Source organism: Promicromonospora sp. NPDC052451 (genome assembly GCF_044547525.1).
Lineage (GTDB): Bacteria > Actinomycetota > Actinomycetes > Actinomycetales > Cellulomonadaceae > Promicromonospora.
The window spans coordinates 425,812-446,018 of the sequence record NZ_JBIUAP010000003.1 but is presented as its reverse complement, the minus strand read 5'-3'; the positions used below and the strand labels follow the sequence as shown (position 1 = coordinate 446,018).

At 72.7% G+C, this 20,207-nt stretch carries 21 protein-coding genes; 11 read left to right on the top strand and 10 right to left on the bottom strand.

The features are described 5' to 3' along the window. Window positions 1-284 precede the first annotated feature (284 nt). Complete coding sequence (locus ACIG47_RS07750) at window positions 285-1,505, bottom strand: erythromycin esterase family protein (protein WP_397430311.1); 1,221 nt, start codon at window positions 1,503-1,505, stop codon at window positions 285-287. A 58-nt stretch (window positions 1,506-1,563) separates the two neighbouring features. Between ACIG47_RS07750 and ACIG47_RS07745 the strand changes: the two genes are divergently transcribed. Beyond that, window positions 1,564-2,337 (top strand): MerR family transcriptional regulator, encoded by a 774-nt coding sequence (locus tag ACIG47_RS07745; protein WP_397430310.1) that lies wholly within the window; start codon window positions 1,564-1,566, stop codon window positions 2,335-2,337. On the opposite strand, the gene ACIG47_RS07740 is transcribed toward ACIG47_RS07745, so the two are convergent. The 4 genes from ACIG47_RS07740 to ACIG47_RS07725 all read right to left on the bottom strand — a co-directional run bounded on the left by ACIG47_RS07740 (window position 2,303) and on the right by ACIG47_RS07725 (window position 6,059). Then, window positions 2,303-3,472, bottom strand: a complete 1,170-nt coding sequence (locus tag ACIG47_RS07740; RefSeq protein WP_397430309.1) for an RNA polymerase sigma factor — start codon at window positions 3,470-3,472, stop codon at window positions 2,303-2,305. The genes ACIG47_RS07745 and ACIG47_RS07740 overlap by 35 nt on opposite strands. Window positions 3,473-3,511: 39 nt before the next feature. After that, window positions 3,512-3,928: a YciI family protein gene (locus tag ACIG47_RS07735; protein WP_119145476.1), complete on the bottom strand. Its 417-nt coding sequence runs from the start codon at window positions 3,926-3,928 to the stop codon at window positions 3,512-3,514. A gap of 166 nt (window positions 3,929-4,094) precedes the next feature. After that, entirely contained in the window at window positions 4,095-5,546 is a 1,452-nt protein-coding gene (locus tag ACIG47_RS07730; RefSeq protein WP_397430308.1) for a tyrosine-type recombinase/integrase, read from the bottom strand. Window positions 5,547-5,636: 90 nt separating this feature from the next. Further along, window positions 5,637-6,059, bottom strand: coding sequence for a LysE family translocator (locus tag ACIG47_RS07725; protein ID WP_397430307.1), 423 nt, complete (start codon window positions 6,057-6,059; stop codon window positions 5,637-5,639). On the opposite strand from ACIG47_RS07725, the gene galE reads away from it, so the two are divergent. Continuing rightward, on the top strand, window positions 6,058-7,080 hold the full coding sequence (gene galE / locus ACIG47_RS07720; RefSeq protein ID WP_397430306.1) for a UDP-glucose 4-epimerase GalE: 1,023 nt from the start codon (window positions 6,058-6,060) through the stop codon (window positions 7,078-7,080). The two genes, ACIG47_RS07725 and galE, sit on opposite strands and share 2 nt — an antisense overlap. Before the next feature lie 24 nt (window positions 7,081-7,104). On the opposite strand, the gene ACIG47_RS07715 is transcribed toward galE, so the two are convergent. Beyond that, window positions 7,105-8,394 (bottom strand): hypothetical protein, encoded by a 1,290-nt coding sequence (locus ACIG47_RS07715; RefSeq protein WP_397430305.1) that lies wholly within the window; start codon window positions 8,392-8,394, stop codon window positions 7,105-7,107. Window positions 8,395-8,599: 205 nt separating this feature from the next. Here ACIG47_RS07715 and ACIG47_RS07710 point away from each other — a divergent pair, with 205 nt between their 5' ends. Both ACIG47_RS07710 and ACIG47_RS07705 read left to right on the top strand, forming a co-directional pair. Beyond that, complete coding sequence (locus ACIG47_RS07710) at window positions 8,600-8,938, top strand: hypothetical protein (RefSeq protein WP_397417427.1); 339 nt, start codon at window positions 8,600-8,602, stop codon at window positions 8,936-8,938. A 78-nt stretch (window positions 8,939-9,016) separates the two neighbouring features. Further along, the gene (locus ACIG47_RS07705; protein ID WP_397430304.1) at window positions 9,017-9,973 is read left to right on the top strand and encodes a ribonuclease Z; all 957 of its coding nucleotides are present in this window, start codon (window positions 9,017-9,019) and stop codon (window positions 9,971-9,973) included. Window positions 9,974-10,098: 125 nt separating this feature from the next. Here ACIG47_RS07705 and ACIG47_RS07700 read toward each other — a convergent pair whose 3' ends face one another. Continuing rightward, entirely contained in the window at window positions 10,099-10,857 is a 759-nt protein-coding gene (locus ACIG47_RS07700; RefSeq protein ID WP_397430303.1) for a hypothetical protein, read from the bottom strand. A 193-nt stretch (window positions 10,858-11,050) separates the two neighbouring features. On the opposite strand from ACIG47_RS07700, the gene ACIG47_RS07695 reads away from it, so the two are divergent. Beyond that, window positions 11,051-11,803 (top strand): tyrosine-protein phosphatase, encoded by a 753-nt coding sequence (locus tag ACIG47_RS07695; RefSeq protein ID WP_397430302.1) that lies wholly within the window; start codon window positions 11,051-11,053, stop codon window positions 11,801-11,803. Here ACIG47_RS07695 and ACIG47_RS07690 read toward each other — a convergent pair. Further along, window positions 11,775-12,287 (bottom strand): GNAT family N-acetyltransferase, encoded by a 513-nt coding sequence (locus ACIG47_RS07690; protein WP_397430301.1) that lies wholly within the window; start codon window positions 12,285-12,287, stop codon window positions 11,775-11,777. The two genes, ACIG47_RS07695 and ACIG47_RS07690, sit on opposite strands and share 29 nt — an antisense overlap. Window positions 12,288-12,438: 151 nt before the next feature. Between ACIG47_RS07690 and ACIG47_RS07685 the strand changes: the two genes are divergently transcribed. After that, complete coding sequence (locus ACIG47_RS07685) at window positions 12,439-13,845, top strand: NAD-dependent malic enzyme (protein ID WP_397430300.1); 1,407 nt, start codon at window positions 12,439-12,441, stop codon at window positions 13,843-13,845. A 9-nt stretch (window positions 13,846-13,854) separates the two neighbouring features. Here the strand turns inward: ACIG47_RS07685 and ACIG47_RS07680 are convergent, their stop codons facing one another. Further along, window positions 13,855-14,052 (bottom strand): hypothetical protein, encoded by a 198-nt coding sequence (locus ACIG47_RS07680; RefSeq protein ID WP_397430299.1) that lies wholly within the window; start codon window positions 14,050-14,052, stop codon window positions 13,855-13,857. A 111-nt stretch (window positions 14,053-14,163) separates the two neighbouring features. On the opposite strand from ACIG47_RS07680, the gene ACIG47_RS07675 reads away from it, so the two are divergent. Further along, window positions 14,164-15,186, top strand: a complete 1,023-nt coding sequence (locus ACIG47_RS07675; protein WP_397430358.1) for an LLM class flavin-dependent oxidoreductase — start codon at window positions 14,164-14,166, stop codon at window positions 15,184-15,186. Between the two features lie 95 nt (window positions 15,187-15,281). Further along, the gene (locus ACIG47_RS07670) at window positions 15,282-15,866 is read left to right on the top strand and encodes a carboxymuconolactone decarboxylase family protein (protein WP_397430298.1); all 585 of its coding nucleotides are present in this window, start codon (window positions 15,282-15,284) and stop codon (window positions 15,864-15,866) included. On the opposite strand, the gene ACIG47_RS07665 is transcribed toward ACIG47_RS07670, so the two are convergent. Further along, window positions 15,863-16,573 (bottom strand): AAA family ATPase, encoded by a 711-nt coding sequence (locus ACIG47_RS07665; protein ID WP_397430297.1) that lies wholly within the window; start codon window positions 16,571-16,573, stop codon window positions 15,863-15,865. The genes ACIG47_RS07670 and ACIG47_RS07665 overlap by 4 nt on opposite strands. Before the next feature lie 324 nt (window positions 16,574-16,897). Between ACIG47_RS07665 and ACIG47_RS07660 the strand changes: the two genes are divergently transcribed. From ACIG47_RS07660 to ACIG47_RS07650, 3 genes are read left to right on the top strand one after another with little or no spacing between them, the layout of a single operon-like run. Then, complete coding sequence (locus ACIG47_RS07660) at window positions 16,898-17,278, top strand: helix-turn-helix transcriptional regulator (RefSeq protein ID WP_397417544.1); 381 nt, start codon at window positions 16,898-16,900, stop codon at window positions 17,276-17,278. A 20-nt stretch (window positions 17,279-17,298) separates the two neighbouring features. Continuing rightward, window positions 17,299-17,715 carry a VOC family protein gene (locus ACIG47_RS07655; RefSeq protein WP_397430296.1) on the top strand — a complete coding sequence of 139 codons (417 nt, stop codon included), beginning with the start codon at window positions 17,299-17,301 and terminating at the stop codon, window positions 17,713-17,715. A gap of 52 nt (window positions 17,716-17,767) precedes the next feature. Beyond that, window positions 17,768-20,203 carry an ATP-binding cassette domain-containing protein gene (locus ACIG47_RS07650; RefSeq protein WP_397430295.1) on the top strand — a complete coding sequence of 812 codons (2,436 nt, stop codon included), beginning with the start codon at window positions 17,768-17,770 and terminating at the stop codon, window positions 20,201-20,203. The last annotated feature ends 4 nt before the right edge of the window (window positions 20,204-20,207 follow it).

The window sequence follows — 20,207 nt, the reverse complement described above, 5'->3', positions numbered from 1 at the left end:
GTCCGCCGGCGCATCCCGCGGTTCTTTTCCGCAGAGGATCGTTCACCCGCGTAGTAGTAGGCGTAGTACGACAATACTACGCCTACTTTCGATCCCACACAGTGCGCACCCGCTTTCCTGAAGCGGGTGCGCACTGAAGTTGAGAGTGGCTATTTATCAACGATTGCTCGCGCTCCGGGGAGCGCTACTGCGCGCAGAGGGAGCAGATAGTGAGCAGCGGATCCACGTGCGATCCAGCGGGCCGCGCGGGGACGACCGCCCGGTCGCGCTCGGCGACGCTCTGCTCAGCCCTCGGCCACGTCGCGGAGGAACACGATGCCGTCCTGGTCCGCGAGCCGCGCCGGGTCCAGGGGCGCGTACCCGAACCAGGGAGACGTCCGGGCGGCGAGCGCCGGGCGCTCGGTGCCGGTCCCCGCGGTCTCGGCCCTGAGCGCGGCGGCGTCCACGAGCAGCCGGTCCCGGCCCAGCGCGTACAGCCGTCCTTCGACGGTGCCCGGCTCCGGGACGTCCACGCCCCGGTGGCGAAGCGTCCCGAGCGCCGTGGCCACGACCGTGTACCGGTCGCCCAGCCGGGCGTCGACGAGCGCGCCGGCACCCCACCACTCCAGCCGGGGGTGGTCCCACATGCGCAGGGTGCTGCGGCCCCGCCGGAGGTGGCTGTTGTGGGCGTTGACCAGCACGGGGCCACGTCCGGCCAGGGCGAGCAGGTTCTCGGCGATCATGGTGTCGCGGATCCCGAGCAGGCGGGTCATGCGCGCGGGTGACGGGTCGGCCATCCAGAAGTGGTAGCGCAGCAGGCCGGTCGCGGTGCGCGCGTACAGGTGGGCGCGATCCCGTTCCTGCGGTGTGGAGCCGGCCAGGAGCTGCGGGGCGTGGCTGTCGAGCAGGGTCGCCAGGTCGTCCGCGAGCAGGCGCAGCTCCCTGGCCTCGGCGGACTGCCCCACCGATCGGGTGGGGTCCGTCATAGCGGCGGGCTCGGTCCAGCGGTCGTCCGGGCCGATGATGCGGTCCAGCACGTCGGCGCCGCAGGGCAGCAGGTCGGCGTCCACCCGGGCGGCCTGGTAGTCGTGCAGTGCCGTGAGGGCCGCGCGCGGGCTGGCGGCCGCGGAGATCTCCAGGGGCCCGTCGACACCGGCGAAGCGGACCTGCTGCGCGGCGGGGCGTCCGTCGTTGTGGGCGCGCATCCAGCGCACGAGCTCGCGGTTGCCGGGGTACGCGCCCCAGTCGTGGCTCAGGCCGTGGGCCAGGACGTGGTCGAGGTCGCCCCGGCCGGTCGTGACGTAGTCGTCCACGAGCAGGCCCGCGAGGCAGTCGGTCTCCAGGGCGATGGTGCGGTAGCCGTGCTGTTCGACGAGCTCGCGGAACAGGGTGTTGCGCATCCTGAGCAGGTCCTGCGCGCCGTGCGTCGGCTCGCCCAGTGCCAGGACCTGTGGCGGGCCGGGGACAAGGCCCAGCAGGGAGGCGGCGTCGACGGGATGAACGGTGTGCTCGATGTCTCTCACCATTCCCTCAACGGTATCGTTGAAGGCTTGGTTGAGACCTTGTCACAGAACGGAGCCGAGCGTGGGGCAGAACCCTCAAACGGGCGTACGGCTGCGGCCCGTCGATCTGGCCCGCGGGCACGGGCTGTCCACGCAGGCGGTGCGCAACTACGAGGACGCCGGCATCCTGCCGGCCGCCGACCGGACACCCGCGGGGTACCGGGTGTACACCCCGCGGCACGCGCGGGCGCTGCGCGCCTTCCTTGCCCTGGTGCCCGGCCACGGCCACCAGGCCGCGGCCGCGATCCTGCGCGCGGTGCACGACGGCGCCCTCGGCGAGGCGTACCGGCTGATCGACGAGAGCCACGCGCTGCTCCTGGAGGACCGGCGGACCCTGCGGGCCGTCGAGGACGCCCTGCGCGACCTGGACGGCGCGCCGCCCGCCCGGCCGATCCGGCGAACCGAGCCGCAGGACACGTTCATCGGCCCGCTCGCGGCCCGGCTGCGGATCCGGCCCGCCACCCTGCGTACCTGGGAGCGCGCGGGCCTGGTCCGTCCGCGACGGGACCCGCAGACCGGGTACCGGGTCTACGACGCCGCCGCGGTGCGCGACGCACGGCTGACCCACCAGCTCCGCCGTGGCGGGTACCTGCTGGAGCAGATCGTCCCGCTCATCGAGCAGGTGCGGACCGCCGGGGGCCTGGAACCGCTGGCGGCGACCCTGGACGAGTGGCAGGGCCGCCTCACCGCTCGCGGCCGGGCACTGCTGGCCGGGGCCGCCGCCCTAGAGGCCTATCTCGCCTCGACCGACGGGGCAGCCGTCACCGGCCGGCCCGCAGCCGCGCCGCCTGCTTGATCAGGTGCGTACGCTCGGCGGCGCTGGTCGCCCGGTCCGCGGCGGCCGTGTAGTGCCTCACGGCCAGCTCGATGTCGTCGGCACGCTCGTACAGGTGCGCGGCCACGGCGTCCCACCGGGACAGCCCCGGGTCGACGTCGGCCAGCGCGGCCAGGCCGGCGCGCGGGCCGTCCACCTGCCCGACGGCGACCGCCCGGTTGAGCGCCACGACGGGGCTGGCCGTGAGCGCGGCGAGCTCGTCGTACCACTGCAGGATCTGCGGCCAGTCGGTCTCCGCGGCGCTGGGCGCGTCGTCGTGCAGGGCGGCGATCGCCGCCTGGGCCTGGTACTGGCCCAGGCGGTCGCGGGACAGGGCGGTCTGGAGCACGTCGACGCCCTCGGCGATCATCGCCGTGTCCCAGCGGCCCCGGTCCTGCTCGTCGAGCGCCACCAGCTCGCCCGAGGCGGTGTATCGGGCGTCCCGTCGTGCGTGGTGCAGCAGCATCAGGGCCAGGAGCCCGGCGATCTCGGGGTCCGCACCCTCCGGACGCACCGCCGAGGACACCGCGAGCTGCCGCGTGAGCCGGATCGCCTCGTCCGCCAGCGAGATCTCGCCCGTGAAGCCCTCGTTGAAGATCAGGTACAGCACGTGCAGCACCGCACGGACGTCGCCGGGTGTGTCGAACCGCTCGCCGGTGATGGTGCGCTTGGCCCGGGAGATCCGTTGCGCCATCGTGGCCTCGGGAACCAGGAACGCCCGCGCGATCTGGGCCGTGGTCAGCCCGCCCACGGCCCGCAGCGTCAGCGCGATCGCCGACGCCGGGCTGAGCGCCGGGTGGCAGCAGCGGCTCAGGAGCAGGAGCGTGTCGTCCGACTGCTCGGTGGGGCCCTGCGGCGGCTCGTCGTGCACCCGTTCCTCGCGGCGCCGCCGGGCCGCCTCGGACCGCTGCAGGTCGATCAGCTTGCGGCCGGCCACCCGCAGCAGCCACGCCTTCGGGTCGTCCGGCGGGTCCTCGGGCCAGTGCCGCACGGCCTCGATGAGGGCTTCCTGGACGGCGTCCTCGGCCGTCGCGAAGTCTGCTCCGCGGCGGACGAGGACGCCCAGGACCTGCGGCGCCAGCGTCCGCACCCGGTCGTTCACGGCGTCGTGGTCCACGTCCAGCCCTCCTCAGGTCGCCCGGCTCACTCAGCCGGCTCACTCAGAGATCGTCAGGTCCTCTCCGAGGAACGGCCGCACCTCGAGCCACTCGTAGATCGGCCGTCCGCCGACGCCGGGTGCGGCGGACAGCTCCGCCGCGGCCTCGTAGGCCCGCTCCTGGGACTCGACGTCGATGATCATCCAGCCCGCGATGAGGTCCTTCGTCTCCGCGAACGGCCCGTCCGTCACCGGCGGGCGGCCCTCGCCGTCGTACCGGACGAACGTGCCCTCCGGCGAGAGCGCGCCCTCGCTCACGAACTCTCCGCTCTGCGTCAGCTTCTCGGCGAAGCGGCGCATGTAGTCGATGTGGGCCGTGATCTCCTCGGGGCTCCACTGGTCCATCGGCACGTCGGTGCCGGGCACCCACTCCGGGCCGGACCGCCGGTAGTGCTTGAGCAGCAGGTACTTCGCCATGGTCGTCTCCCTGGTTCACGGGCCCCGCGGGCCCTGCGTCGTGGACGCGGTTCGTGCGCCCTCGACCCTAGGACGGAGCCGTCGCCGGGTTCTCGACATCAGGATCACCGATCCGGGTGCAGAAGTTCGCGATGCTCTGACGGCGCCGGCCAGGGGCGCGCCCCGGTCAGCCTGCCCGGCTCCGCACGGCCGTGATCGGCGTGACCGCCGCCGCCGTACCCGGTGTGTCGTCGGCCGGCCCCGGGAGGACGGCGGACGCCTGGAACGCCGCGCTCATGGTCTCGCCCAGGGCGTCGAGGTCGTCCTCGAACAGGCCCGCGTACGTGGACAGCGTCAGCACCGGCGACTCGTGCCCCAGCATGCGCTGCACGGCCTTGACCGTGGCGCCGCCGGAGATCGCCAGGGACGCCGCGGTGTGCCGCAGGTCGTGCAGGGTGAGCGTGTCGAAGTCCTCGGCACCCGGGGCGAGCGTGGTCCGCGACAGCGCCGTCAGCAGCCGGGTGCGGCTCACCTTCTCGCCGCGCGTCATCGTCTGCCGGGCCCGGTCGTCCGCCGCCACCAGGGCCCACGTCGCAGGGTCGGTCACACCCGTAGGCTGCTGCCCGCCCGCGGCCTGGAGACGGCGGACGGCGGCGACCACACCGTCGTCGTACAGGCCTGCGGCGGGCAGGCCCAGGGCCTGCCGGAGGGTGCGGACGGCGCTGCCCGCCGCGTCGACGGCCGGGCGGAAGGCGGACCGGTCGAAGCTCTCCCGGCGCAGCGGACCGCCGCGCGTCCCGGTGAACAGCAGGTCGCCGGCGCCCCGGCCCGCCGCCTGCGCGGCCACCGCCTCGACCAGCGACGCGGGCAGCGGCACCTCCCGCCGGGCGTGGGTCTTGGTGTCGCCGAGCAGCAGCGTGCCGTCGTCCAGCCGCGTGTAGGCCTTGTCCACGCGTACGCGGCGGCGCAGCGGATCGACGTCGGCCACCGTCAGGGCGCTGACCTCGCCCCAGCGCAGGCCCGTCAGGGCCGTGAGCAGCACGAGGGTGCGCGTCTGGGCCGACGTCGCGGCGTCCGCGACACGGCGCAGCTGCTCGTGGGACAGGTACCGGTGCGGCTTGGTCTTCGGCGCCCGCGGCAGGGCCGGCACCTTGCCCGACGGCGTCCGTGCGGGGTTGGTGCGCAGCCGGCGAGCGTCCACCGCGGCGTCGAGGAGGGCGACCAGGAGCCGGGCCGCGTCCCGCCGCCGCGCGGGCGAGGCGGTCCGGCCGGTGGTGGGGGACGTCATGGTCGCCGCCCAGCGAGCCACGTCCTCGTGGGTGACCTGCCGCAGCGGCCGGGCCCCGAACGTGGGCGCGACCAGCGACCGGAACCGCTCGTGCTCGGCCTCGAGCGTGCGGGGCGCGCGGTCCACGCGAGCCTCCTGCCAGGTCGCGAACCACTCGGCGACGGTGATGCGGCCGGCGGACGGGTCGATCCACTCGGCGTGCTTGCCCGCCTCCTCCTGACGCCGGGCCTCCGCGAGCGCCTCGCGCCGCACGGTGAAGCGGCGGGTGCTGCGCAGGCGCCCGTCGACGCGGTAGCGGCCGACGTAGCCGGTGCGGCCCGCGGAGTCGGTGCGCTGCTCGGTGTACGCCACGGGGGCAGCGTAGTGGGGGTGGCCGGTGGCGGTGCGGCGGCAGGTCGGTCCTGCGTGTCGCGCGGGCCGTGCGTCCTCGGCCGCGCGTCCTCAGAGGGCCCGGGCCTGGCCGGTCAGCGCGTTCCACCCGATGCGGCCGCCCAGCGCGAGGAGCACGGTGCCGGTGACGCGGTCGGTGGCGCGGGCGATCGCCCGCCCGGACAGCCAGCGCCGGGCCAGGCCCGCGGCATGGATGAGCAGGGCGAGCCAGGCCATCCCGATGATGTCGTGCTCCACGGCCAGCAGGAGGCCCATGAGCAGGTGGGGCACGTCGTCGGGCAGGAACTGCGGGATGGTCGCGAGGTAGAACACGCCGACCTTCGGGTTGAGCAGGTTGGTGGTGGCGCCGACGGCGAACGACCGCCAGGCGGACCGCTCCTCGTCCGCCGTGCCGGGCACGGGGAGCGGACGGCGGCGTCGGCCGTCGTCATGGGGTGTCGGGCGGGCGCATGCCACCGGGTAGTTTGGAGGCATGCGCGTTCTCGTCTCCGGTGGGGCCGGCTACATCGGCTCGCACACCGTCCTCGCCCTGATAGCCGCCGGTCACGACGTCGTGGTGGTCGACGACTTCTCCAACTCCAAGCCCACCGTGCAGGGTCGCCTGGAAGCGCTCGCCGGGCGCGCCGTCCCGTTCCACGCGTTCGACCTGACCGACGTCGACAAGACCGAGCGGCTGTTCGCGCACGAGCAGATCGACGCCGTCGTGCACTTCGCCGGGTACAAGGCGGTGGGGGAGTCGGTCACCAAGCCGCTGGAGTACTACCGCAACAACCTGGACTCGACGTTCGCCCTGGCGGCCGCGATGGCGAAGCACGGGGTGACGAAGCTGGTGTTCTCCTCGTCGGCCACGGTGTACGGCGAGAAGGCGCCCGTGCCCTACCAGGAGGACTACGAGCACCTGTCGTCCTCCTCCCCGTACGGGCAGACGAAGGTGATGATCGAGCGGGTCCTGTCGGACGTCGCGCACATCTCCGAGGGCTGGAAGGTGGCGCTGCTGCGGTACTTCAACCCGGTCGGGGCGCACGAGAGCGGGGATATCGGTGAGGACCCGCAGGGCGTGCCGAACAACCTGATGCCGTTCATCGCGCAGGTGGCGGTGGGCCGCCGGGACAAGCTGACCGTGTTCGGCGGCGACTACCCGACCGCCGACGGCACGGCCGAGCGGGACTACCTGCACGTCACCGACCTCGCGGCCGGGCACGTGGCAGCGCTGGAGCACCTCGACGACATGGCCGAGCCCGCGCGCGCGTTCAACCTCGGCACGGGCACCGGCACGTCGGTGCTGGCGCTGCTCAAGGCGTTCGAGCGGGCCGTCGGCCGGGAGCTGCCCTACGAGATCGGCCCGCGCCGCGCCGGCGACCTGCCCGCGTTTTGGGCGGACCCGACGCGCGCCAACACCGAGCTGGGCTGGCGCGCCACCAAGACGATCGACGACATGTGCGCCGACACCTGGCGGTGGCAGTCGAAGAACCCGGAGGGCTTCCCGGACGCCTGAGCGTGCTCCGCCGTCGCCGGCGGGTCAGACGACCGGGTTGCCGATCGGCGGGGTCTCCAGGCGGTCGAAGTCGAGCTGGGGGACGCCCTCGTCCGCGTCGGGCGCTCGGTGCCGGGCACCGGCGCCGGGCTCCTGCGGGGCTTGCTGCGGGGCTGGCGTCGGTGCCTGCTGCGGGGTTCGGTCCACGGGTTGGGCGTGCGCCTCCTCGAACGCGCGCACGATCGACCACGGCAGCCGGATGTAGCCCTCGACGTCGAACCCGTTGGCGATGGCCCAGGCCCGCATCTGGGCCGGGGTGGCGCGGTTGCGGCCGTCGGTGGGCTTCTTGGTGCCCGACTCGTCGACCAGCTTGGGGAACTCGACCGGCGTCGCCTCGACGATCGGCTCGATCACGGAGTCCCGCGAGCAGCCCAGGGTGTCGGCCACGCGCCACAGCTCCTGGCGTGCCTCCAGGTGGTACCGGTCCGCCTCGATCGCCTGGTGCACCAGGGCGTCGAAGAACTTCCGCCGGATGTCGGCCGCCGCCTCGGGGGTGAGCCGGTACAGCGGTTCGGCGTCGGCCAGGTGGGCGGCCGTGGCCGGGGTCAGGCGCCCGTCGTGCAGGGTCTCGGCCACCAGGGCCAGGTATCCGTGCGTGTGCACGTCGGCGACGGCGGCGATGGCGTCGGCGAGCGGCTGCCCAGCGAGCGTGGTCAGGATGCCGGGCCCCCGCCGTCCGGGCCACGGGCGGCGCGGCTCGGCGGCGCGGCTCGGCCCGTCCGGCCACGGGTAGACCCAGGCGCGCAGGGTGACCTGGAGCAGCTCGGGCAGGTCGGGCACCCCGCTCGCGCTCTGCACGAACCGGCCCAGCAGCCCCGCCACGGCGCGGGCCTCGTTGACCGGGTGCGAGTTGGGCGGTATGCCGCCGCCCTCCAGCGCCACGCCGGCGGCGGTGCAGCAGTCCGACAGCCGCCGGTGCTTCAGGGCCGGCAGGTAGTGGTAGCTCGCGTCGATGATCGTGAGCTGGGCGAAGGCCGGCAGGTCCCAGCCGAGGCGTGCCAGCTCCGCCCGCAGCACCTCGATGCCCAGGCGACCGTTGTGCGTCACGATCGCCATCTGCGACAGCCGCTCGCGGAGCGTGGCCGCGACGTCGGCGAGCGCTATCCATGCTCCGTCCGGGTGGAGCACCGCCGACCACTCGTCGACGACGGTTCCGCGCTCGTCGACGCGCACGACGGCGATCTCCCGCAGGCGCGCCGTCGCGACCTCGATGCCGGTGATGCGTGTGGACACCGCTGCGTACGCCGGCTTGCCTACGCGTTCATCCCTCGCCATGCGCGTCCTTTCTCGACAGCCGTGCCGCCGGCAGCGCTACGACGCGCCACAGGGTGCCATCAGTGCGAGAGTCCTGAAAGTGGAGATCGTACGAATATGTCGGATTCTGTGAAAATCACTACCAAAGATAGCGGACCGCCCCCCGATTATTAACACTAGTCATGGGTGTTTGGCCACTGTCTGGGGTAGGTCAAAAGGGGAGGTCATGGTGTTGTCGAAGCTCTCGGTCATGGACTGGCGCGCGATAGCCGCGCTGGTCTTCGCTCTTCCGTACGCCGCCCTGGTCCTGGTGGGAGAGCGGTTCGGGTGGCTCGAACCCTCGGCATCCGACGCTCTGACCAGCCCGATCACCATTGTGACACTGGGTTGCCTCCTGGCCGGCGCAGGCCTGGCGCTGACCCCGGTGCTGCAGGGCGGGAGCTACCCCGTCCTGAACATCCTCGTCGGTGGTGCGATGCTGCTCGGCTTCTGCTGGGCGGTGCTGGTGCTCGCGCAGGCGAAGTACGGGTGCGACCCGTTGAACGTGCTGCCCGGCTGCGGGTGATCTTGCGAAACTTTGCGCCTCAGCCCGCGGGGGCGTTTTCCCGTGCCGGTCGTCGCGCGGCCGGTACACAATGCGAGCGTGTTCCGCCGCCCCGACAGCCACCGCCTCGCCAGCCGTGAGCTGGTCACCCTCGGTACCGCCAGCCAGGTACCCACCAGGACCCGCAACCACAACGGCTATGTGTTGTTCTGGGACGACGAGGTCATCCTGTTCGATCCCGGCGAGGGCACCCAGCGCCAGATGCTGCACGCCGGCATCTCCGCCACGGCACTGACCCGCATCGCGATCACGCACCTGCACGGCGACCACAGCCTCGGCCTGGCCGGCGTGGTGCAGCGGATCAGCCTCGACGCCGTACCGCAGACCATCCCGGTCACCTTCCCGGCCTCGGGCCGGCGCTGGGTCGAGAACCTGTGCGACGCCACCGCCTACTACCACCAGGAACGCCTGGCGCTCCAGGGGCTGACGCGCGACGGCGAGGTGCACCGAGTACCGGGGGAGCTGCACGGCCCGGCGGTGCTCAGCGCCGCCCGCCTGGACCACTCGCTGGAGGCCTACGGGTACCGGCTCGACGAGCCCGACGGCCGCCGCATGGACCCGGCCCGCCTGGCCGCCGCCGGCATCACCGGGCCCGACGTCGGCCGGCTCGTCCGTGCAGGCACGCTGGACACCCCGCACGGCACGGTCCGGACGGAGGACGTCAGCGACCCGCGACCCGGGCAGTCGTTCGCCTTCGTGATGGACACCCGGATCTGTGACTCCGTGTGGCGCCTGGCCGACGGCGTGGACCTGCTCGTCATCGAGTCCACGTACCTGGACCGCGACCGGAACCTGGCACACGACCACGGGCACCTGACCGCCCTGGAGGCCGCGACCGTGGCCGCGCAGACCGGCGTGCGCAGCCTCGTGCTGACCCACTTCTCACAGCGGTATACCGACCCGGGCGAGTTCGAGCGCGAGGCCCGCACCGTGTTCGACGGCGAGCTCACCGTCGCGGCCGACCTCGGCCGGGTGCGGGTGCCGCCGCGACGGTGAGCCGGGCACGTCCACCGCGGGTGCGCCCGGGGCGGACTCTCGCGGTGGCGACGGTGCCGCAGGTGGTCTAGGCTTCTTGTGAAAGCCGGGGCAGGTCTCCCGGTTATAGATCGGCCGGGGCCCTTTCAGTTCTCACTGTGGGGGCCCTCAGGCATTTCTGGGACAGGTACGGGCATCTCCGTGATCACGGTCGAGACCGTCTGGTGGGACACCAGCCATTGCGCGGCCGCCGGATCGACAGCCGCCAGCACTCGTCGCGTCGCCCTGAGATGGCGCTTGACCACGGCGCCACCCGGCAGGAGCGGTTCCAGGTGAGCGATGCGGTTGCGCAGGCGATAGAGGCCGTCGATGTCGCGCACCAGGTCCGAGACGGGTCGGTCGAGGTGAGGGAACGCCCGCGAGATCGCGGAGCGCCAGAGAAACCTGCGCCCTGGGTCCTTGCTCGGCAGCATGAACCGCCACGTGCCGAACATCAGCTGCGCCAGGACGTCGTCGTGCGTCACCGGACGCGGACCGGTGCTGGAGTCCTTCACGGCGAGCGTCGCGCGGCGGAGCGCCTTGTCGATCTCCTCTCGACGGACGACCCGCTCGACCAGCCGTGACGGATCCATCAGCCAGTCGGCGTGGTGGGCGCGGCCGGTGCGCGGGTCGATCTGCGTCGCGTTCCAGACCCGCAGCTCGGCGTCGATGGCGTTGCGGAGGAAGACCTCGACCAGGTGCAGCATCTTGTAGACCGCCGAGGACATCTCGACGTTCCACTGGTAGAGCGCCAGTGCGGCGCGGACGTTGCCACCGGCGGCCCGCAGGTAGGGCGCGAGCCGTGGCGCGCTGAGCAGCACGGCGACCGCGCGGTGGTGGGTCGCGGTCAGGGTAGGGACGGCCATCGATGACTCCTCGGAACTGGGGCTGAACGCTCCCCAGGTTCCCAGAGAAGCACCCTCTTGGCCTGCGTTGACCCTTTTTGTTGCATATACGCAACGGCGGTCGTCCGTGGGCCCGGGCCGCTGACCAGGAACCGGTGTCCACGGGCAGTTCTCCCCGTTGACCTGCCGGTGGGCCCCCACCACGATGCGGGTCATGAGCAACCCGGCGAACCTGATGACCTGGGACGGTGCCGTCAACCTCCGCGACCTCGGCGGCCTCCCCCTGGAGGACGGCACGACCACCACGGCCGGGCAGGTCTGGCGCTCCGGGGCACCCGACCCGATCACCTCCACCGGCTGGGCGGAGGCCGTCGAGGCGGGACTCACGACGGTGGTCGACCTGCGCAACCCCGCCGAGGTCAAGCTGGCTCGCGACCTCCTGCCCGGTGCCGCCCGTCCCACCGGGATCATCACCCGCAACACCCCTACCGAGGATCCGGGCGACCCCCACTTCCAGGCCGCCTGCGGCCCCTGGCTGGACCACCCGCGCTCCTACGCACCCACCACGGCCATGTACCCGCACCTGGTCGGTGCGGCCTTCCGGGCGCTCGCGGACGCACCAGGGCCGGTCCTGGTGCACTGCTCGGCGGGCCGTGACCGGACGGGCATGATCACGGCGATGCTGCTGTCGCTGACGGGTGTCGAGCACGAGGCGATCGCCACGGACTACGAGCAGGCCTTCCGCGGGACGAGCCATCGCGGGGGCGGTGTCGCCTACGACGTCGAGCGGGGTGCGTGGGTGCAGCACCCGGGGGAGACGTGGACGGCCCGGCAGATGGACGGGCGGGTCCGCGAGCGCCGTGCGGCGCTGCTGGACTGGCTGGCGGAGCTGGACGTGGTGGCGTACCTGCGGTACGTGGGTCTGGACGAGGCGCGGGTCAGGCGGTTGCGGGAGCGTCTGCGGTGAGCGCGGCGGGCAGCTCGAGCGTCATGTAGGTGCTGTGCGGGTCGAGGGTGTAGTCGCCGAACGGGCCGCACTCGGTGAAACCGTGCCGGGCGTACAGGCGGCGGGCGGGGGCGAAGTAGTCCTGGGTGCCGGTCTCGAGGCTGACGCGCCGGTAGGTGCGGCGGTGTGCCTCGGCGAGGATCGTGGCCAGCACGGCGGAGGCGACGCCGCGGCCGCGGGCGGTGGTGGCGGTGCGCATCGACTTGATCTCGCCGTGGGTGGCGGGGGTGCCGGGGCGGGCGTCGAGCTCGTTGAGGGCGCCGCAGCCGAGCAGGGTGCCGTCGTCGTCGCGGGCGGTCCAGAAGGTGAGGGTGGGGGCGAGCAGCGCGGAGTGGTCCAGGGCGTGCACGCTCTCTGCGGGGGAGGTGGCGTACATGTCGGTGAGGTGCTCGTCCAGCAGCTGGCGGACGTCGTCGCGGGCGGGGGAGTCGGTCTCGATGTGCACGCCACCATCTTGCGGGTGGCGGCGGGGTGGTGACGTCCGTATGGCGGGCCCGTGTGGCGCACGTCACGCCCTGGGGGTAGGAATCTCCAGGTGCGCGCACGCCCGTGCGCCTGTGCCGGCCGACGAGGGCCGGGGACCGAGGAGAACGACGATGTCGCTGCCGAGCCCGAGCTACACGATCACCCTGCGCGTGGAGGTGGCCGCCTCGCAGCGCGCCACGAGCACGGTGGTAGCGGCGGTGGCCGACGCCGGGGCCGCGGTGATGGGCGTGGACATCGCGCACTCGACGTCGCACGGGCTGGTCGTGGACGTCACGTGCGACACGATCGACGCGGAGCACGGTGAGCGGGTGGTGGCGGCGGTCGACGCCGTCGAGGGCGCCCACGTGCTCAAGTGGAGCGACTCGACGTTCCTGATGCACCTGGGCGGCAAGATCGAGGTGACGACCAAGGTGCCGCTCAAGACGCGCCGGGACCTGTCGCGCGCGTACACGCCGGGGGTGGCGCGGGTGTGCCTGGCGATCGCGGAGAAGCCGGAGGACGCGCGCCGGCTGACGATCAAGCGCAACACGGTCGCCGTGGTCACGGACGGTACGGCGGTGCTGGGCCTGGGGGACATCGGGCCGGCGGCGGCGCTGCCCGTGATGGAGGGCAAGGCGGCGTTGTTCAAGGAGTTCGGCGGGGTGGACGCCTGGCCGGTGTGCCTGGACACGACGGACACGGACGAGATCGTCTCGATCGTCAAGGCGATCGCGCCCGTGTACGGGGGCGTGAACCTGGAGGACATCGCGGCGCCGCGATGTTTCGAGATCGAGGCGCGGCTGCGTGCGGAGCTGGACATCCCGGTGTTCCACGACGACCAGCACGGTACGGCGATCGTGGTGCTGGCGGCTCTGGTGAACGCCCTGAAGGTGGTGGGCAAGGACCTGGCCGAGGTGCGGATCGTGGTGTCCGGGGTGGGTGCGGCGGGCAACGCGATCATCCGGCTGCTCAAGGCGCAGGGCGCCCGGCACGTGGTGGCGTTCGGGCGGGACGGAGCGCTGCACCCGGGTGTGGTCACCGACGACCCGCACCGGCGCTGGATCGTGGAGAACACGAACGTGGACGGGTTCTCCGGCACGCTGCAGGAGGGCCTGAAGGGTGCCGACGTGTTCGTCGGGGTCTCTGCGGGCGGCATCCTGTCGGGTGCGGACGTGGCGCAGATGGCGCAGGACGCGATCGTGTTCGCGCTGGCCAACCCGACCCCGGAGGTGGACCCGCTGGAGGCGGCGCAGACCGCCGCGGTGGTGGCCACCGGGCGCAGCGACTATCCCAACCAGATCAACAACGTGCTGGCCTTCCCCGGCCTGTTCCGGGGGCTGCTGGACACCGGTGCCCGGGACATCACCACCGAGCTGCTGCGGGTGGCGGCCCTGGCGATCGCGGACGTCGTGGGTCCGCAGGAGCTGAACAGCGCCTACATCGTGCCGGGCGTGTTCGACCACCGGGTCGCCGAGGCCGTCGCGGACGCGGTGCGCGCTGGCGCGGAGGCGTCCGGGGCGGGCTCGGCGACCCGGTAGGTGGGCGGGTCAGCCCAGCAGGCCGCCGAGGGTGGCGTTGACGGCGCTGCTGACCAGCGCGGCCGCGCCGAAGACCATGGCGAGCAGGGCGCCGGTGGAGGCCACCAGCGGGATCCACCAGCGCACGGAGTCGCGCGGGGCGGAGGCGAGGACGGGACCGTCGGTCCGGTCGGACGAGGCGTAGTTCGGGTGCACACTGTTTCTCACACCCTGATAGACGTCCGGGAGGGCCGGATCGATGCCCGCCGACCGGTAACGGTTCGGGAACGGTCGTCCCGGACCGGGACGGCGGGCCGACGAGGGAGGGTTGAGGTGGGCGTGAAGAGCATCGGGTTCCTGTCCTTCGGTCACTGGACGCCGCACCCGCAGTCGGGGACGCGTTCGGCGTCCGACGCGCTGCTGCAGTCGATCGACCTGGCGGTGGCGGCCGAGGAGCTGGGCGCCGACGGCGCCTACTTCCGCGTGCACCACTTCGCCCGCCAGCTCGCCTCCCCGTTCCCGCTGCTGGCGGCGATCGGCGCCCGCACCAGCCGCATCGAGATCGGCACCGGCGTGATCGACATGCGCTACGAGAATCCCCTCTACATGGCCGAGGACGCCGGCGCGGCCGACCTGATCTCGGGCGGCCGCCTCCAGCTCGGCATCAGCCGTGGCTCACCCGAGCAGGTCGTGGAGGGCTACCGGTACTTCGGCTACGAACCCGCCCCGGACGACGCCGGCGCCGCCGACCTCGCTCGCGAGCACACCGCCCGGTTCCTGCAGGTGCTCGACGGCGAAGGGTTCGCCGAACCCAGCCCCCGGCCCATGTTCCCCAACCCGCCCGGGCTGCTGCGCGTCGAACCCCACTCCGAGGGCCTGCGCCGGCGCATCTGGTGGGGCGCCGGCTCCCGCGCGACCGCCGAGTGGACCGCGACCCAGGGCATGAACCTCATGTCCTCCACGCTGCTCACCGAGGACACCGGCATCCCCTTCCACCGGCTGCAGGCCGAGCAGATCCAGCGGTTCCGCGACGCCTGGGCCGCCGCCGGCCACGAGCACACGCCACGGGTCTCCGTCAGCCGCAGCATCTTCCCGATCACCGACCAGCGCGACCGCCAGTACTTCGGCATGGAGGTCCACAGCCAGGACCAGGTGGGCCGCCTCGAGACCGGGACCGCCCGATTCGGCAAGACCTACGCGGGCGAGCCCGACGCCCTGATCGAGGACCTGCGCGAGGACGAGGCGATCGCGGCGGCCGACACGCTGCTGCTGACGGTGCCCAACCAGCTCGGCGTGGACTACAACGCCCACGTCATCGAGAACATCGTCCGGCACGTGGCGCCCGCGCTCGGCTGGCGCTGAGGATCGACCGGAGCGGAGCCCGGACGGCGGGTGAGCGGGGATCTCACCCGCCCACCCGCTGTCGGCCCCGCCCCGGCGGTGGGACTCTGACGGACATGAGCATCATCCGCACGCCCGAGCCCGCCCAGGCGACCGGCGCCTGGGCGGAGCAGTACGCCGGGGACCTCGAAGCCCTCGGCTACGTGCCGAGCCACACCCGCGTCATGGCCACCAACCCCCAGGCGCACCAGGCGTTCGAGGACCTGACCGGCTCCGTCGCGCAGAGCATCGGCCTGCGCCTGTACGAGCTCGTCACCCTCGCCGCGGCCGGCGCCATCGGCTCGCAGGCGTGCCGCCTGGCCCACGGCCGCAGGTCCCGCAGCCTGTTCGACGACGCCCAGCTCGAACGCATCGCGCTGGACTACCACACCGCCGGCCTGAGCGACCTGGAGGTCGCGGCCATGGAGCTCGCCGAACGAGTCGGCGGCGACTCCAGCGCCATCACCGAGCGCGACACCCAGCGGCTGCGCGAGCTGGGCCTGGACGACCGGCAGATCGTCGACGTCGTGCTGGCCGCCGCCGCACGCAACTACTACAGCCGCGCCCTGCACGCCCTGGCCGTCGAGCCCGACGTGCCGCCCGACCTCCCCGACAGCCTCCGCGAGGCGCTCCTGAGGGGCATGCACCAGCCCGGCCGCTAGGCCGCGCAGGGGCTGACCGCGCGCGCAGCCTCCGGCACCGCCGGGACCGCACGGCCCGGGGCCACCACCAGCGACCGACGCCGCACCAGGTCACTCACCGTGCCGAGCGCTTCGCACCGCTCCACCAGGTAGACGCCGGACCACGGTCCCCGCGGACCGCCGCCCACCGCCGCGAGGACCGACCGCTGAGCCGTCCACCGCTCCCAGTGCCGCACGAACTGGTCCGGCTGGACCACACGGCCCCGGTCGAACTGCCCGTCCAGCGCGTCCGCCAGCGAGACGTCCACCGCGACCAGCACCGGGTCCCAGCCGAACCAGCGCGCCGCCAGACCCAGCAGCTCCCGCCGGCGCTCGCGGGTGGCGGTGTCGTGGACGAGCAGGGGCCTGCTCGCGCGCGGCCCGCGCACCAGGTGCAGCACCGTCGCCAGGAAGTGCAGGGTGTGCGCCGCCCACCGGTAGGCGCCGTACGGCACCCACGACGGCAGCCGCCGGGCCAGGCGGCGCCGGTGCCGGTCGGGGTCCAGCACCACGGCGCGCGGCACCTCCCTGGCCACCTGGGCCAGCAGAGTGCTCTTGCCCGCACCCGGCACACCGCCCACCACGACCAGCAGACCGTCAGGGACACGGGGAGAGCCGGCAGCAGAGCCGGACGGATCAGGGGAGCTCCGGACAGCGCGCGGCCGGGGGAGTGTGGCGGGTGTCGTCACGTGGTCCTCCATACGTAGGGGGCCGGGTGAGCAGCATCGCGCGTGCGGGTCCGCGCCTCCCGGGAACACCCTGGACGGGCGCTGGGCCAGGAACCGGACCACGACCGGACCGAGGGCGAAACCCCAGGTCACGGTCTCGAACAGATGCTCAGTTCCACTCCCAGGAACGAACAGAACCGTCCGTTTTGTTCCCCCTGGTTGTCAGGAGAGTGGGGAGGACGTGGGACGGACCCGCACACACCGTGGCACCATCACCGGGTGAGCACCGCACCCGACCCGCAGCACCTGCGCGACCTCGCCCTCCTGCGCCGTGTCCGCGACCGCATGGACCGCGAGTACACCCAGCCGCTGGACGTCGCGGCGCTCGCGGCCGGCGTGCACATGTCGGCGGGCCATCTCTCGCGCCGGTTCAAGGCGGCCTACGGGGAGTCGCCGTACAGCTACCTCATGACGCGGCGCATCGAGCGGGCCATGATGCTGCTGCGGCGCGGTGACATGAGCGTGACCGAGGTGTGCTTCGCGGTGGGTTGCTCGTCGCTGGGCACGTTCAGCACCCGGTTCACGGAGCTGGTGGGCGTACCGCCCAGCGTGTACCGCGAGGACCCGGTGCTGGCGGGTCAGGGCGTGGACACCGCCGGGCTGCCGGCGTGCATCGCCAAGCAGGTCACCCGGCCGGTCAGGAATCGAGAAGCGCGCACCGGCTGACCGGATCTAGCGTGGCTCTCATGAGCACGCAGCCGAGCATCACCATCCACCAGACCTTCCTGCCGCACACCGACCCCGAGGCGTCGCTGGCGTTCTATCGTGACGCCCTGGGCTTCGAGGTCCAGCTCGACGTGGGGCAGGGCACCATGCGCTGGATCACCGTGGGGCCCGCCGGGCAGGACACCTCGATCGTGCTGACTCCGCCCGGCGCGGACCCGGGCGTCACGGAGGCCGAGCGGCAGACGGTCGCGGAGATGATGGCCAAGGGCACCTACGCCGCGGTCATCCTCGGTACGCACGACCTGGACGCCACGTTCGAGCGGGTGCAGGCCAGCGGGGCCGAGGTCATGCAGGAGCCCGTCGACCAGCCCTACGGGTTCCGGGACTGCGCGTTCCGCGACCCGGCGGGCAACACCGTGCGCATCAAGCAGCTCTGAGGCCCGCACCGTGTGCATCCCCGGCCTGTCCGCACCTCCTGGAAGGTCCAGCATGAACGCAGCCAGCACCACCACCACGACTCCCGGCACGACGCCGGGCACCGCCTCCGCGACCGATACGCCCGACGCCGTCCACCCGGCCGACCGGCACGACACGATCGCCGTGCACGGCGCACGGGAGAACAACCTGCGCGACGTCAGCCTCCGGGTGCCCAAGCGCCGCCTGACGGTGTTCACCGGCGTGTCCGGCTCCGGCAAGAGCTCGCTGGTGTTCGCCACCATCGCCGCCGAGTCGCAGCGGATGATCAACGAGACCTACAGCGCGTTCGTGCAGGGCATGATGCCGTCGCTGTCCCGGCCCGACGTCGACCTGCTGGAGGGCCTGACCACGGCCATCGTCGTCGACCAGGAGCGGCTGGGGGCCAACCCGCGCTCCACCCTGGGCACCGTGACGGACACGAACGCGCTGCTGCGCCTGTTGTTCAGCCGTCTCGGCACACCGTCGGCGGGCCCCGCGGTCGCCTACTCGTTCAACGTGCCCGCCCGGACGGCCAGCGGCGTGATGACGTCGGCCACCGGTGAGAAGCAGATCGTGCGCGAGGCGCTCTACCACGGCGGGATGTGCCCGCGGTGCGAGGGTCGCGGCACCGTCTCCGACATCGATCTCGCCGAGCTGGTCGACGAGGACAAGTCGCTCAACGAGGGCGCCATCACCGTGCCCGGCTACAAGGCGGGCGGCTGGTCGGTGCGGTTCTTCACCGAGTCCGGGTACCTCGACGGCGACAAGCCGATCCGCGACTACACCGACACCGAACGGCACGACTTCCTCTACCGGGACGCGACCAAGCGCAAGATCGGCGGCGCCAACCTCACCTACGAGGGACTGGTGCCGCAGGTGCGCCGCTCGATGCTCACCAAGGACCGCGACGCCCTCCAGCCCCACCTGCGCGCGTTCGTGGACCGGGCCGTCACGTTCATCACCTGCCCGGAGTGCGACGGCACCCGCCTGGCCGCGAGCGCCCGCGCCTCGAAGATCCGCGGCATCAGCATCGCCGACGCGTGCGCCATGCAGATCAGCGACCTGGCCGCGTGGGTGCACGGCCTGGACGAGCCGTCCGTGGCGCCGCTGCTGAGCAACCTGGGCAACCTGCTGGACAAGTTCGTCGAGATCGGTCTGGGCTACCTGTCCCTGGACCGGCCGTCGGGCACGCTGTCCGGGGGAGAGGCGCAGCGCACCAAGCTGATCAGCCACCTCGGCTCCGCGCTGACGGACGTCACCTACGTGTTCGACGAGCCCACCATCGGCCTGCACCCCCACGACATCCGGCGCATGAACGACCTGCTGCTGCAGCTGCGCGACAAGGGCAACACCGTGCTCGTCGTCGAGCACAAGCCCGAGACCATCGCGATCGCCGACCACGTGGTCGACCTGGGGCCCGGCGCCGGCAGCGCCGGCGGCACCATCTGCTTCGAGGGCACCGTGGCCGACCTGCGCACCAGCGACACCCTCACCGGGCGGCACCTGGGCGACCGCGCCCGCCTCAAGGACGAGACCCGTACACCCACGGGCACGCTGGAGATCCGCGGCGCGAGCACCCACAACCTGCGCGACGTCGACGTCGACGTGCCCCTCGGCGTGCTGTGCGTCGTCACCGGTGTCGCAGGCTCCGGCAAGAGCTCCCTGATCCACGGCAGCCTCGCGGGCCGTGACGACGTCGTCATCGTCGACCAGTCCGCGATCAAGGGCTCCCGGCGCTCCAACCCCGCCACCTACACCGGGCTCCTGGATCCGGTCCGCAAGGCGTTCGCCAAGGCCAACGGCGTCAAGCCCGCCCTGTTCAGCGCCAACTCCGAGGGCGCCTGCCCCACCTGCAACGGCAACGGCGTCGTCTACACCCAGCTCGGCTTCATGGACACCGTCGCCACCACCTGCGAGGAGTGCGAGGGCAAGCGGTTCCAGGCCGCCGTCCTGGAGTACCGGCTCGGCGACGGCGAGACCGCCCGCAACATCGCCGAGGTCCTGGGCATGTCGGTCACCGAGGCCGAGGAGTTCTTCGGCAGCGGCCCCGCCCGCACCCCGGCCGCGCACAAGATCCTGCAGCGCCTGTCCGACGTCGGCCTCGGCTACCTCACGATCGGACAACCCCTGACCACCCTGTCCGGCGGCGAGCGGCAACGCCTCAAGCTCGCGACCTACCTCGGCGAACCCGGCGGCGTCTACGTCCTGGACGAGCCGACCGCAGGCCTCCACCTCGCCGACGTCGAGAACCTGCTCGCGCTGCTCGACCGGCTCGTCGAGCACGGCAAGTCCGTCGTCGTGATCGAGCACCACCAAGCGGTCATGGCCCACGCCGACTGGCTCATCGACCTCGGACCCGGCGCCGGCCACGACGGCGGGCAGGTCGTGTTCGAGGGCACGCCCGCCGTCCTGGTCGCCCAGCGGTCCACCGTCACGGGGGAGCACCTGGCACAGTACGTCCAGCAGTAGGCCG

What these genes read in the sequence shown, in the direction of transcription:
- ACIG47_RS07750 (WP_397430311.1), bottom strand. Translation starts at nt 1,505, where the DNA reads ATGGTGAGAGACATCGAGCACACCGTTCATCCCGTCGACGCCGCCTCC.
- ACIG47_RS07735 (WP_119145476.1), bottom strand. Translation starts at nt 3,928, where the DNA reads ATGGCGAAGTACCTGCTGCTCAAGCACTACCGGCGGTCCGGCCCGGAG.
- galE (WP_397430306.1), top strand. Translation starts at nt 6,058, where the DNA reads ATGCGCGTTCTCGTCTCCGGTGGGGCCGGCTACATCGGCTCGCACACC.
- ACIG47_RS07725 (WP_397430307.1), bottom strand. Translation starts at nt 6,059, where the DNA reads ATGCCTCCAAACTACCCGGTGGCATGCGCCCGCCCGACACCCCATGAC.
- ACIG47_RS07715 (WP_397430305.1), bottom strand. Translation starts at nt 8,394, where the DNA reads ATGGCGAGGGATGAACGCGTAGGCAAGCCGGCGTACGCAGCGGTGTCC.
- ACIG47_RS07710 (WP_397417427.1), top strand. Translation starts at nt 8,600, where the DNA reads ATGGTGTTGTCGAAGCTCTCGGTCATGGACTGGCGCGCGATAGCCGCG.
- ACIG47_RS07700 (WP_397430303.1), bottom strand. Translation starts at nt 10,857, where the DNA reads ATGGCCGTCCCTACCCTGACCGCGACCCACCACCGCGCGGTCGCCGTG.
- ACIG47_RS07695 (WP_397430302.1), top strand. Translation starts at nt 11,051, where the DNA reads ATGAGCAACCCGGCGAACCTGATGACCTGGGACGGTGCCGTCAACCTC.
- ACIG47_RS07685 (WP_397430300.1), top strand. Translation starts at nt 12,439, where the DNA reads ATGTCGCTGCCGAGCCCGAGCTACACGATCACCCTGCGCGTGGAGGTG.
- ACIG47_RS07670 (WP_397430298.1), top strand. Translation starts at nt 15,282, where the DNA reads ATGAGCATCATCCGCACGCCCGAGCCCGCCCAGGCGACCGGCGCCTGG.
- ACIG47_RS07660 (WP_397417544.1), top strand. Translation starts at nt 16,898, where the DNA reads ATGGACCGCGAGTACACCCAGCCGCTGGACGTCGCGGCGCTCGCGGCC.
- ACIG47_RS07655 (WP_397430296.1), top strand. Translation starts at nt 17,299, where the DNA reads ATGAGCACGCAGCCGAGCATCACCATCCACCAGACCTTCCTGCCGCAC.
- ACIG47_RS07650 (WP_397430295.1), top strand. Translation starts at nt 17,768, where the DNA reads ATGAACGCAGCCAGCACCACCACCACGACTCCCGGCACGACGCCGGGC.